Raw genomic sequence first — 12,839 nt, 5'->3', positions numbered from 1 at the left:
AAAAATTTCCCGATTTGTGCGAACACTGCCAATTGACGGCGAAAAACGCAATCGGCCGGCGCAGATTGCTGCCGATTAGCGGCGCTTATACCACGGCTGGGCGATTTCCTCGATGCCTGTCGGCTGATCCTGCTCCACTTCGCGCCAGACCGTGCCGTCGACCGGGGCGATGGTCGCATCGCGGCCTTGGGTGAAACTCTGGTCGCGCACGATCATCCGGTAGGCTGCGTTCAGCGCATCGGCACGCTCCGGCGAAGGCAGGATCAGCGGGCCGATATCCTCGGCCAAGGCCGCCTCTTTCTCGGGCGGCAACTTGCCCGCTTTCAGCCACGCCTCGATCACTTCGGCATTGGCGCGGAACTCGTCCCCTGCCCCGTTGGTGCGCAGGTAATGGGCGTAATCGCCGCTGCCGTCGGCGCGCGCCCGGTCGGGGGTACCCGCGAGTCCCTTCTGCGTCCAGTGATACCAGCCGCCGCGATAGGCCTCCTTGCCCAGCTTGCGGGCGAAGGCAAAGGTGGAGTCGTCGTTCACGCCCAGCGTGCCGTGACAGCCGACGCAGAACACGGTCTCCTCGAAGCTCTGCGGGCGCAGATCGCCCGTCGCATCCTCGATGAAGCCCTGCAGCCGCCAGCCGAACGTGTTGGGCACGCCGGTCTCGGAACTGCCGAAGAACTGCTTGGTGCGATCCGGAAAGGCGTTGTCTTCCTTCAGCTCGGCCAACGCGGTCTCTTCCAGATCGGCATAGGTTTCCCAATCCGTCTTGACCATGTAGCGGAGCTCTTTCAGCCGCGCGGCCATCTGGATGCCCTCGGGGGTCGGGTCGATATAGCGCACGGAATGCACGAATTCGGTGCCCTCCGGGTAAAGCCCGGCGGCAAGCTCGGCGCCGTCCACGCCCGCGCGCCCCGCCCAATGCATCGTGATCCCGTCGAGCGGCGCGAAGGCGAATTTCACCACCTCCGCCTGCCCCATCACCCCGTCGCGGTCCAGATCGACGCCCATCGCGGCCTCATCTGACGGCTCGATCGCGACATCGGCACGGGTGATGAGCGCCTGCACGATCGCGAGGTTGGTCTTGTAGGTGGCAATATCCTCGACCCCGTCGGCATTCTGACGGAACGCCTCCGGCAGACGGATCATCACGTCGTCTGTCGAGCCATTGGTCGGCCAGAACGTGCCGGGCAGCGGCTGATAGGCGAAGGCGCGCCAGCCGGTCAGGCTACCGTCGGGCCTGCGGTCAAAGCCCTCGTCGTCGAAGGCGAATTGCACGTCGGGGATATAGCCGTCCCACGCCCCGTTGCCGTTCACGTCCCAATCCGCGGGCGGATCGGCGAGCTTGGCGGCCAGGGCGATCCCGCCCGCCGCATCGTGATAATTGTCCTGCCGCACATAGGCGCGGATTTCCGCGCTGTTCGTCGCGGCCACCTCGGCGCGGCGATCCACGAAGAGGTTGCGCCACGGGTTCTCGAGCGCCGGGCCCGGAAACGCATATTCGGTCTGCAGATCGGCATCGCGCACGTAATTCGGATGGCGCGGATAGGTGTGACAGGTCTGGCACGGGTTATGCACCTCGCCCGCCGTGTCTTCCGTCTTGGTATAGCATTGCGGAGGAATATAGGCCGTCGGATTGTCCAGCACTGTGGTCTTCAGATCGACCGCCCCCGCCATCGTCGTCATGCTCAACAGCGCCAGTATCGAAATCCGCAGCATCCGTCAGTCCTCAGTCTTGAAAGAAAGGCGAGGCCCGGGTGCCGCCGGGCCTCGCCAGAAGTGTCTCGCGAGCGCCCGTTACTGGGTCTTCACGGTGTCATCCATTTGCGGGAACGGGCCGACGTAACCCACATAGGCACGCGCCTGCGCCGGGTCGGTCAGCTTGTCTTCGTCGCTCTCGCCGTAGGGGTGCTGGATCACCGCCATCAGGTAGCCGTGGCCGTTGACGTTCGGGTACCAGTAGGTGGAGGTGGTTTCCGAACCGTAGGGCGTCGACAGGATGCGGGTAAGCTCCTTGGTGTCGGTGTTCATTGCCCAGATCACGTCGTTCTGGTGGCCCGAGCCGGTGTCCTCACCGATGATCAGCGTGTTGTAGCCCGGCATGTAGGTGATGTTGTCCGGGTTCGCGATGCCGTCGATATCGCAGCTGTTGTTCTCGGTCTTCTTCGGCATGCCCGAGATGAAGCCCGAGATTTTCGTCGCGTCGTAGTTGTCGTCGAGCGACAGCGCGTAGACCGTGCCGCACTTGTTCTGCGGCAGGCGGATCGCGTTCATCCCGCCCATGTCCTGCTTGGCGCCATCTTCCATGCCTTTCTCGACCGAGGACATCGAGAGGTACATCTGGTGCTTGTCGGAGTCGTAGGTGATGCCTTCCATCTTCCGGAACTCGGTCGTGGCACCCTTCATCGAGGCGTAGCGACGGGTTTCCAGACGCGAGGCGATCGCATCCATACCGTCCTTGACCTTCAGGCACTCGGCATTGCCTTCGGCGTTCGCGGCCGAGAAGCCCGCCGGGCAGGAGCCGTCATCACCGATTTCGGCGGTCTCGAAGAGGTCCGAGAACCGGGTGCCGGCTTCGATCGCCTTCTGGATCGTCGCATCGTCGGCATGGCCCAGATCGACCCATTCCAGATCGGCAGCGCCGCCATCCTGATCCGAGGTCTGGTTCCACTTGGCCGCGTAGAGCGTACCGGCGCTCAGGTCGCCTGCCTTGTCGGCTTCAAAGCGGAACAGGCCGACATTGGTGCCGTCATCCGAGATGTAGGCGGTTTTCTGGTCGGGCATGACATAGGCCAGCTCGACAGCCACGCGGCCCATTGCGAAATGCTTGTCGGCCTTGGCCGACCCGTCTTCCGAGACGGTGATCTCGGTCGGATAGCCGTAGCGATAGGGCTTGTAGGCGTCGCGGAACTGCTCGAGCGACATGCCCTCGGGGTTCACGCCCGCATAGCGCACCATCGGGAAATCGTAGTCGTCGATTTCGTCGAGCGAGGTCGCCGCTTCGATCGCGCGTGCATCGGCCGGGTATTCTTCCGAACCCAGATGCGTCTCCCACGGCGTCACCGAACCCGCGCAGGGCACCCAGAGACCGTGATATTCAGAGAAGTCGATCGGCTTGGTGGAGACCAGCTTCAGGTTGCCATCGGCATCCTGGCTGACTTCGCTGAGATACATCGCACCGGGGCGCGACTCGAAATGCGTCACCGAGTAGAGCTTGTCGCCCTGACGGATGAGCGAGGTGAAATCGGCGGATTCGGAGATGTGCTCGGAGCCGTCGGCCGACTTGACCGGCTTGCCGTCCTTGTCGGTCAGCAGCGCGAAGGTGTTGTCACCGATCTTGTCGCCCGAGCGCGCCATCACGTGATAACCGATCTTGTAGTCCTTGCCGTTGACGGTGACCGTGTCGGAGGCGATCGCCTCACGCTTGGCCGCGTCGTCCGTGGCGAAAGGAACGGACGAGAAGGAGATATCGCCGGCATGCGCCGCGAGCGGCAGCACGGCAATTGCGGTGGCTTGGAGGAGGGTGGTGCGAAGCGACATGGCTGATCCCTTGGCTAGTTGCGTTCACGACGCTCCTAACGGCGAAGTGATTCCCTTTTGTGACAATGTCGCGTTTGCGTGAACGGGCGCGCCGCCATTCGCCGGGGGCGCGCGGGGCGCCAGCAGCACCGGCGGCCCCTGCTCCAAAACAGACCCTATTCCACCCTGTTTTCCGCATTTCGCCTCCCCCTCGCCCTAGGCATGCCCCGCCCGCCCGACGCCAAGCGCCTGTGGCGCAACAGCTTTCAGCAAAGCGCGGGCCGCGCGTTGCGATCACGCGGGGCTTGCGCGATGGTGGGTGAAACGAGGAGTGGCGCGTGAGAGAAACGGCGAAATTCGCGGTCAGCCTGTTCGGGCGGCTATTCGAGTCGAATATCACCCTCGTCTCGGCGGGGGTCGCCTTTTATTCCATGCTCGCGATCTTCCCCGGCATCTCCGCAACGATCGCATTGTGGAGCGCCTTTGCCGATCCGACGGTAATCCGCACCTACCTAAACGTGGCCGACGATTTCATACCGCCCGAAGCCTATGGGCTGCTCAACGAGCAGATCCAGAGTTGGCTGATCGGGCCGCGTGCATCAATCGGATTGGGCGTCGTGCTCTCGGCCGCCGTGACCCTGTTCTCCGCCCGCGCGGGCGTCGCGGCTTTGGTGCTTTCGCTCAACGTGATCCACGGCACGCGGCCCCGCGCGACGATCTGGAGCTTCATCATGGGCTACCTGATGACGATCGCGCTTGTCGGCGTGATGCTGGCCGCGATGGCAACGGTCGTCGTCGTGCCCATCGTCATCAATTTCCTGCCGTTCCACGAATATTCAAAGATCCTGCTCTCGGGCTTGCCCTGGGCGGCGATGCTTTTGCTGATGCTCACAGCGCTTGGCATCCTCTATCGCTACGGTCCCAATACGGTGGGCAAGCGCGATCCGATCCTGACGCTCGGCGCGGTGTTGGCAACGGCGCTCTGGGGGCTGAGTTCGATCGGGCTGACCTTCTACCTGTCGAATTTCGGCAATTACAACAAGATCTACGGCTCGATCGGGGCGGTGATCGCCTTGCTCATCTGGCTCTATCTGAGCGCTTTTTCGGTGCTGATGGGGGCTGCGCTGAACGCCGAACTCGCCGCCTTCCGCAAGCGCCGCACGCAGGAAAAATTGCGCGACGCGATCGAAGGCGACGCCGAGCCCGGGGGCGAGTAGTCATGGGTTTCACTTATTTCCCGGGGCGGAAATGAAGCGAAACTTATCGCTCAGTAGTTCTTCTCGAAATAGAGGCCGATCCCGCTCTTGCCGTCGGAGCCGACGGTGCCGCGCGCGGTGAGGCTTTTGGTGACATCGAGATTCAGGTTGATCTGCGAGGAGCCGTCGCCGCCCACCGTGACATCGGTATAGATATTGTCCGACAGGTATTTCCCGACCTTGAGCTGGGTATTGCCCTGCGCATCGGTCGAGACGTCGAAATCGTCCAGCCCGAAATTCTTCCGCAGCTTGCCGATGATCCCCTCGCCACCCTTGCCGGCGAGCGTCGCGACCGCCGAGGCCAGCTGCGCCGCCTGCAGAGGCGAGAGATTGTCGATCGAGCGTCCGAAGATAAGCCGTGCCAGAACCTCGTCCTGCGGCAGCTCCGGAGAGGAGGTGAAGGTCACCTTCGGCTCGTTCGCCTGTCCCTGAATGTTGATCGAGATCGTGTAGTCGTTCTGCGTCGTGGTCGCGGTGAAGTCGATATAGGGCACCAGCGCGCCCTGCAGCGCGATCCGGCCCTGATCGAGCGTGAAGCGTTGCCCGAGAATGTCGAGCCGTCCGCGCACGAGCGAGAACTGCCCGATCGGGATCACGTTCGACGTGGTGCCCGAGACCCGCAGCGAGCCGCCAAGTTCCGCATCCAGACCGCGGCCGCGCACGAAGATGCCGCGCTCCGAGGCGATGGTGACGTCGAGCGGATAGGACGGGCCCGAAGCCTTGGCGCCGCCGCTCGCATCGCTCTGGCCGTTGTTCAGCAGGTTGGCGCGCTTGAGCGTCTGGCGCACCGCGCCGCTTTCGCCGACATGCTCGATCCCGGCGGGGACCGAGGCGCCGCCGCCGACGCCCGAAGACGGCACCCGCAATTCGGTATCGCTCAGCGTGATGCGCCCGGCGATCTTCGCACCGCCCGCAAGCGGCCCGTCCATCGTGATCGTGCCCGAAGCGCGCGTGTCGTAAAGCTCCGGATCCTTCAACCGCGCGCGGTCGAAACGGATCGTCAGGTTGCCGTTGTAGGGCGCCGACAGGTTGATCGGCCCGTTGACCGTGATCTGCCCGCCCGTGCCGAGCCGCCCGGTCAAACCGAGCTGCGCGGCGCCGTTCGACAGCTGCACCTGGGTATTCACATCTTCCAGCACCATCCCGAGGTTCGGTGCAACGACCTTCGTGCCATTCGCCGAGACCGTGCCCGACAGCGCCGACAGCCCCGGCTTGCCGTTCAGCCGCAGATCGAAGCTGAGCGGGCCCTGCACCGAGCGCGGCTCGATGAAGCTGTTGGCGAGCGCGGTCTGTGCCTGTCCAGTTATCGAAAGATCGGCATCGCCGAAATTCGACGCCACGCGGCCGGAGACTTTCGCATCGGTGCCACCCGGGCCGGTGCCCGAAAGGTTCAGCTGATAGCCGCTGCCGTCATCGACCACCGTGCCCGACACCGTCACCGGCCCCGGAAAGCCCGGCGCGAACAGGGCCGCATTCGCCAGACGTGCGTTCAGGTCGATCTTGCGCGACCTCTCGCCCGCCGTCCCTTTCGCCGAGACGTCGAGCTGCGGGTTGCTCAGTTTGAGGCTTTGCACCTCGACCGCGCCGTTGGCGTAGCTCGCCTGCAGGTCGAGATTGGTGGTGCCGGCCAGAAGCTTGTCGGCCTCGGGCTGCCCGATCGCGAGGGATTTGCCGGTGCCCTTCAGCTTCACCCCGTAGCGCTCTCCGTTCAGCGTCACCGTCGCATCGGCCGCCAGCGCGCCGCGATAGCCGCCGCCCAGCACCGAAAGATCGTTGGTGTCGAGCGTGGCGGTCAGCTTGCCATCCTGGCTCGCCAGCGTGCCCTGCGCCTGAAGCGTGCCCGCCCGCGTCTGCACGTTAAGCGAATCCAGCGTCACCCCGGTCTCGTCGCGCTTGGCCGAGATCGCGATCTCCGACCGACCCGCCAGCGCACGATCCGCCTGCGGCTGGTCGATCGAGACGTCCTGACCGACGAGGTTGAGATTGGCGTCGAAGGCGCCGCTGAGGACGGTGTATTTCCCCGCGACCGTCATCCGCGCCGAACCGCCGAGCTTGCGCCCCGCCAGATCGGACAGCATCGCGAGGTTGGAATGGTCGATCTGCGCCGCGCCCTCGACGGTGATACCTTCGCTGATATTGTCGATCGTCAGGTTCGAATTCAGGCTGTAACCGGTGCCTTTCAGCGCCAGTTGCGACAAGCGCAGAGGCTTGTCCTGCTGCCACGAGAACACGGTGCGCAGGGTTACGGCGCTGCCGGCCGCCGCGCTCAGCTTCGGGTCGGAAAGCTCCAGCCCGTTGATTCCCAGCAGAACCGTGCCACCGACCGAGGGTGGCGAGGCCTGCCGGATACGGCCCGAGCCCGAGAGATTCGCGGTCAGCATCTTTGTGCCATCTTCGCGGCGCAGCTGGTTCAGGCGGCCCGAGAGTTTCCAGCCGTCGCCCTCTGCCTTGTCATAGCCGAGGTCCAGCTTGCCCGATTGCACGTAGGTTTTCGGCCCCGAGATCGGAAGCAGCACTTCCTGCCCGTTGCCCAGTCCGAGGTCAGCCTTCAGGTCGAATTTCACCGGCATGTTGGTCGCGCCGATCTGCGCCGAGCCGTTCAGCTGCAGCGCGCGCGATTTAAGATCGAGCGTGTTGAGGGTGGTCTGCCCCGAAGCCGTGCGGGTGCCATCCGCGACCAGCGCAACCTCGTTGCCGAAGAACTCGTGGTAATCGGGTGGCAGAAGCGGGCGGATATCGCCGCCCAGCGCGACGGAGAATGTCGTGACCGGCGGACTGCCCGCCGGAGCGCCGTCGGGCGTTTTGCTGCCTATGGAGACCTGCCCCGCCAGACGCTGCTGGCCATCGGTGCTCAGCACGATGTCGGAGGTGAAATCGTCGAGCGGCCCGCTTCCGGACACTGCAAGCGTCATCGCCGGATTGCCCGGCAGGCCGATCTTCTGGACGATGATGCCGTTCTTGCCCTCATCCACCAGCAGATCGAGGCCTAGATCGCGGGTGCCGTTGTCGTAAGACGCGGTGAGGGAGAACTTGCCCTTCTTGGTGTCGATCCGGGTGATATCGAGCTTCGCCTTGCCTTCGCCGCCTGCGAGCGACATCGACCCGGTGACTTTCACCGTCGCCTCCTGCCCGAGAATCGGCTCGCCGAGGATCACCTTCTGCGCGTCGATCTTGCCGATCTTCACCGAGACCGGGAGGTCGGGAAGCTGGAAGGGCTTGGCCTCCGGGCTGGGGGCGGTCGAACTGCTCTGGGATGTCGGCAGGCGTGGCAGGTCGATCTCGGCGGCGGAGAGCTCATCGATCTCGATCTTGCCGGTCAGCAGCGCCGAGCGGTTCCATTGGATCGCGCCATCCTTGATCGTGATCCATGCGCCATCCTTGTCGGAAATCGTCAACTGATCGAAGGTCGCGCGCGAACTCAACGCGCCCGAAAACCCGTCGAGCCGCACGGTGCGCCCCGCGCCCGAGAGGTTATCCTCGATCAGCCCCGTCAGGTAAGAGCGGTCGCGCTGCGTCTGCTGTTCTGTCGCGGCCCCTGCCCCGTCCGCAGCTTGCGGCGAGTTGTCCTGCGCCGCAGCCATCAGAGGCGTCAGGCAGAAAGCGAGAAGGATGGCGAAACGTTTCATCAGAAGGCCTGCCCAATACCGATATAGAGTTGCGCCCCCGATCCGGTGCCGCCCGAGACCGGGAAGCCGACGTCGAGACGGATCGGGCCGATGCCCGTCTTGTAGCGCAGGCCGAGACCTGCGCCTGCCTGCGAGCCCGATTGCCCGCCGCCTGCGACATAGCCGTAGTCATAGAAGGCGACCGCGCCAATCTTGTCGGTGATGCCGATGCGCGCTTCACCCTGGAAACCCACGAATTCGGTGCCGCCGGTTTTCAGCGTACCGCCTTCGAGCACTTCAACGCCGAGCGACTGGTAGGGCTGGCCGCGCACGGTGCCGCCGCCGCCCGAGTAGAAAAGGTAGTCGCGCGGGGTGTTTTCGAGGTTCGAGCCGTAGACGCCGCCCAGTTGCACGCGGCCCGCCAACACGAAGCGATCGTTCTGCCCGAAGCCCTTATAGGCGCGCAGATCGCCCGTGACCTGTGCCCCGGTGCCGGTATCGCCGCCGATCCCCACGAAAGGCGTCACCCCGGCCTGAATGTAATAGCCTTTGGTCGGGTCGAGCGCGTTGTCGCGATCGTCCCAGGTGAGTTTTGTCGGCAGATAGACCTGCCGGAAATAGGTCTCGCCGGAATCGTCGGTCACCTTGGACCAGCCGTAATTGATCGAGACGTCGCCAGTCAGCTTGTCGTTGAATATCCGTGTCAGACCGAAGCCGATATCGAAGGCGTTCTCGGTGTAATCCTCTTCGTTCTTCTGGCTGATCTCGGTGGTGATGTAGGCGCTGGTTTCCGGGTTGAAGGTGGCCGGGCGGTCGATCCGCGCGCCGATCGAGTAATCCGTGCCGCCCGTCGCGCCGCCGATGCCCGAAATGCCCGCATCCACGCGAAAGCGCTCGCCGCCGCCGAAGAGGTTTCGATGCAGCCAGTAGCCGTTGAGGCCGAGCCCGTCGCTGGAGCTGAGTTCCGCGCCGAGGCCGATCTTGCGCTTCTTCTGCTCGACCACGGCGAGATTCACGTCGAGACTGTCATCGGGGTTGAGCGTCTTCGCCTCGGTAATCGCGACAGAGGAGAAAATCCCGGTGCGCTGCAGCCGCGACTGGACCTGATCGAGCTTCTTCGGATCATAGACCTCGCCCTTGGGGAAGCCCGCTATCTCGCGCAGGCGTTTCGTGCGCAGGCGCTTGTTGCCGGAGGTCTCGAGCCGGCCGAAGGTTACCAGCGGCCCCGGAGCCAGGCGCACATCGGAGGCCAACTGATTGGCACGGTGATCCGCGACGATGTTCTGATAGGAGACTTCGGCCTTCGCGTGACCCGCATCGCGCCAGCCGGTCGTGGCGGCGCTCGCGGCATCGACGATCACGCCCGATTTCGCGACCTTGCCGACCTTGTAGCCCTCGGGCAGATCGGTTTTCGGCGCGACCGGCGCGATATCGGCGCGCGAGAAGGTGAATTCGGGGCCGGGCGTCACGGTTACGACGACGTTGTTCACCGTAGAAGGCGCATCGAGCGGCGGGATCGAGGCCGCCTCGCGCCCGTCAAGCTTGATCGACACGGTGCCGGAATAGCGCCCCTCGCCGAACAGCGCCGAAACGATACGGTTGTAGTCGGCCCGCGCCTCGGCAAGCACGTCCTGCGCGTCCTTGCTCTTGTCGTCTGCGGATTGCGCCAGAAGCGACGCGCCCTGGATCGTGTTGCGCAGATCGTCGGATGCGCCGGGAGTATTGAACTTCAATGAATATGCGAGTGCCGGGGTCGCGAGGATCGCAAGCGCCGCCACGCTCAGATGAAATACTCGGATGGTCTTCGGTCCCATTACTCATGCCCCCGCCCAATCGGAAGCAGAGTTACAGGTAAGCGAAGTGAAAGCTAGGGCAAGCGCGGAATTCCGCGTAGCATCTGAAGGTGATCGGCAGAAATCCCCGCCGCTCAGCAGATCAGTGCGGGCAGAATGCGGGAGACATGTTCTTGCATGTAGAACCGCAGCCAGCGCGAGAACCGCTCGGGATAGCGTTTCACCTCCGCACCGAGATCGTAAAGGCTTAGCCAGCGAGTCTCCGAGACAAGCTCTGGATCGGGGGTCACGGTAAGGCCACGCTGCGCATAGGCGATGTAGATGTCGGTCACCTCGTGCTCGATCAGGCCGTCGCCGATATCCATGCGGTATTCGATACGATCTGCATGAGCGGGATAGAGCCCATCGATGCCCAATTCCTCGCGCAGCCGCCGCCGCGCGCAGGTTTCGGGGCGCTCCCCCCAATCGGGATGGCTGCAGCAGGTATTCGACCAGAGACCGGGGGCTTGCAGGCAATGCGTCGAGCGCTTCTGCAGAAGAAGCTTTTCGCCATCCATGACAAAAATGGAGACCGCCCGGTGGCGGAGCCCCTCGCGATGTGCGTCCATCGCGTCGACGGGGGCGAGCGCGCCCCCGATCCATGCCTGAATCTGGCCCATGAGTCCTCTTTTGCATCCGGTGATCCCGCCCGGCTTGCAGGCGGGTCACGCAGTGCAAAATGGAGCCGTGACCGGACAGAGTCACGGCGTCAGCTTGTCCCTGAGGCACGATGCCGCGCCCCGGGCCCGCTTGACGGATCAGGCCGTCGTCGGCGCCTCGGTCTGCTGACGGCGCGCCAGTTCGTTGCGATAAAGCGCGACGAAATCGACGATCTCGAGGTTGAAGGGCGGGAAGCCACCATCGCGCGTCACGTCCGAGACGATCCGGCGCACGAAGGGGAACAGCTGGCGCGGGCATTCGATCAGCAGGAAGGGATGCAACTGATCTTCCGGCACGCCCTCGACGTGGAAAATGCCGCCGTAATCAAGCTCGAGCAGGTAAAGCGTCGCCCCGTCGGATTTGTTGTTCGCCGTGATCTTGAACTTGGTGATCACCTCGTACTGGTTCTCGACGCTGCGCTTCTTGGCGTCGAGCGAAACCTGCACCTGCATCTCGGGCTGGATGTCGCTGGTTTGCACGCCCTTGGTGGCGACATTGTTCTCGAATGACAGGTCGCGCGTAAATTGCGCGAGGATGTTCATGCGGAGCCCTTGTTGCTCTTGCTGCGGATCCGCGGCGCCGTTGGTCTCGCCATTTGCTTCGTCAGTCATCGACCTCTCCCAAAATTAATTGTGCGAGGTTTAGCACCGGCTGGGAGAAGCCTCAATTCTCAATGACGCGTCCAGCCGGACGGCCCGTCGGAGGGCTTGCCGTTCGGGTGGTCGCGATGGGTCATTTCCTCGACCTCGTCAGCGTCGAGGATCTCCGGATCGCGCGGACGGCGCGGCGCATCGCGGCGGGGGTCGTACTGGTTGGACCGGTAGGCGCCGCCCATCTCGAAGCGCTGCACCTTCACCCGGCTGCCCACGGCCTTCATCAGCGCGTCGCGAATGCCAGGGATCAGCAGCAGGATACCGACCGTATCGGTGAAGAAGCCCGGCGTCAGCAGCAGCACCCCGGCAACGAGAATCATCGCACCATGCGCCAGCGGCCGCGAAGGATCGCGCAATTCATTGAGCGAGCTGCGCAGATCGTCGAGCGCCCGCGCGCCTTCCCGACGCACCAGCGACGTACCGACGATCGCGGTCAGCAACACGATCCCCAGCGTCGGCCAAAGGCCGATCAGCCCACCCACTTGAATGAACAGACCGATCTCGATCAGCGGCACGGCCACAAAGGCCAGAAAGATCCACATGGCATCCTCTTTTATCGCGTCTTCCGGCAAGCTGCGCCGGTGGACTTGAACTGGTTGACGCCTTACATAAGTAGCGATTGACCTAGAAACAAACACGAAGCCAAACACAGGGGTCTCGATGTCCGGTGCCGTCATTCAGCTTATCGTCCTCGCGGCGATTGCGATCTTCCTGATTTTCAAGCTGAAAAGCGTGCTCGGGACCCGTGAAGGCTATGAAAAGCCGATCGCGCCGGAAACGCCCGCGACGCCCGCACCGAAGCGTGACTTCGACGTGATCGAGGGCGGGCCTGATCACGACATCATCGATCATGTTCCCGAAGGCTCGACCTCCGCCGTGGCGCTGGCCGCGATGAAGCGCGTCGAGCCCAGCTTCTCGGTGTCGCAGTTCCTGCAAGGCGCACGTGGCGCCTATGAGATGATCCTGATGGCCTTCGAGACCGGCGATCTGGAAAAGGTGCGCCCCTTCCTGTCGCCCGAAGTCTACGAGGCCTTCGAAGGTGCCGTGGAAGCGCGCAAGGAGAAGGGCCTCGACGTTCAGGCAGAATTCCTCGGCCTGCGCGAACTGGTGCTGAGCAATGCCGATTTCGACCATTCCACGAACGAGGCAGAGGTGACCGTGCGCTTCGGCGCAGAAATCATTTCGGTGGCGCGCGATGCCTCGGGTGAGGTCGTCGAGGGCGATCCCAAGACGCCGCGCAAGCAGCGCGACATCTGGACATTCGCGCGCAAGATGGGTGCGAAAGACCCGAACTGGCAGCTCGTCGCCACGGGCGGCTGAGGC

The 12,839-nt window shown here is 63.9% G+C and carries 9 protein-coding genes; 2 read left to right on the top strand and 7 right to left on the bottom strand.

The annotated features are described in order from the left end of the window. Positions 1-75: 75 nt before the first annotated feature. Positions 76-1,710 carry a hypothetical protein gene (locus B6V75_RS13265; RefSeq protein WP_088719996.1) on the bottom strand — a complete coding sequence of 545 codons (1,635 nt, stop codon included), beginning with the start codon at positions 1,708-1,710 and terminating at the stop codon, positions 76-78. 78 nt (positions 1,711-1,788) lie between these two features. Then, the gene (locus tag B6V75_RS13260; RefSeq protein WP_088719995.1) at positions 1,789-3,531 is read right to left on the bottom strand and encodes an alkaline phosphatase PhoX; all 1,743 of its coding nucleotides are present in this window, start codon (positions 3,529-3,531) and stop codon (positions 1,789-1,791) included. 317 nt (positions 3,532-3,848) lie between these two features. On the opposite strand from B6V75_RS13260, the gene B6V75_RS13255 reads away from it, so the two are divergent. After that, positions 3,849-4,727: a YihY/virulence factor BrkB family protein gene (locus tag B6V75_RS13255; RefSeq protein WP_075776660.1), complete on the top strand. Its 879-nt coding sequence runs from the start codon at positions 3,849-3,851 to the stop codon at positions 4,725-4,727. Between the two features lie 50 nt (positions 4,728-4,777). Here the strand turns inward: B6V75_RS13255 and B6V75_RS13250 are convergent, their stop codons facing one another. The 5 genes from B6V75_RS13250 to B6V75_RS13230 form a co-directional block, all read right to left on the bottom strand. Next, on the bottom strand, positions 4,778-8,392 hold the full coding sequence (locus B6V75_RS13250; RefSeq protein ID WP_088719994.1) for a translocation/assembly module TamB domain-containing protein: 3,615 nt from the start codon (positions 8,390-8,392) through the stop codon (positions 4,778-4,780). Further along, positions 8,392-10,185 (bottom strand): autotransporter assembly complex family protein, encoded by a 1,794-nt coding sequence (locus B6V75_RS13245; RefSeq protein ID WP_088719993.1) that lies wholly within the window; start codon positions 10,183-10,185, stop codon positions 8,392-8,394. Before B6V75_RS13245 ends, B6V75_RS13250 begins: the two co-directional genes overlap by 1 nt. A gap of 113 nt (positions 10,186-10,298) precedes the next feature. Next, positions 10,299-10,823 (bottom strand): NUDIX domain-containing protein, encoded by a 525-nt coding sequence (locus tag B6V75_RS13240; RefSeq protein ID WP_075776662.1) that lies wholly within the window; start codon positions 10,821-10,823, stop codon positions 10,299-10,301. A gap of 138 nt (positions 10,824-10,961) precedes the next feature. Continuing rightward, positions 10,962-11,474 carry a protein-export chaperone SecB gene (gene secB, locus B6V75_RS13235; protein WP_075776663.1) on the bottom strand — a complete coding sequence of 171 codons (513 nt, stop codon included), beginning with the start codon at positions 11,472-11,474 and terminating at the stop codon, positions 10,962-10,964. 59 nt (positions 11,475-11,533) lie between these two features. Continuing rightward, the gene (locus B6V75_RS13230) at positions 11,534-12,058 is read right to left on the bottom strand and encodes an FxsA family protein (RefSeq protein WP_075776664.1); all 525 of its coding nucleotides are present in this window, start codon (positions 12,056-12,058) and stop codon (positions 11,534-11,536) included. A 118-nt stretch (positions 12,059-12,176) separates the two neighbouring features. Here B6V75_RS13230 and B6V75_RS13225 point away from each other — a divergent pair, with 118 nt between their 5' ends. Further along, positions 12,177-12,836 carry a Tim44/TimA family putative adaptor protein gene (locus tag B6V75_RS13225; protein WP_088719992.1) on the top strand — a complete coding sequence of 220 codons (660 nt, stop codon included), beginning with the start codon at positions 12,177-12,179 and terminating at the stop codon, positions 12,834-12,836. Positions 12,837-12,839: the final 3 nt, after the last annotated feature.

It is taken from the genome of Thioclava sp. F1Mire-8 (assembly GCF_002213165.1).
Classification (GTDB): Bacteria; Pseudomonadota; Alphaproteobacteria; order Rhodobacterales; family Rhodobacteraceae; genus Thioclava; species Thioclava nitratireducens.
Note: the sequence above shows the minus strand (reverse complement) of the source record. Positions and strands in the feature narration are given on the sequence as shown.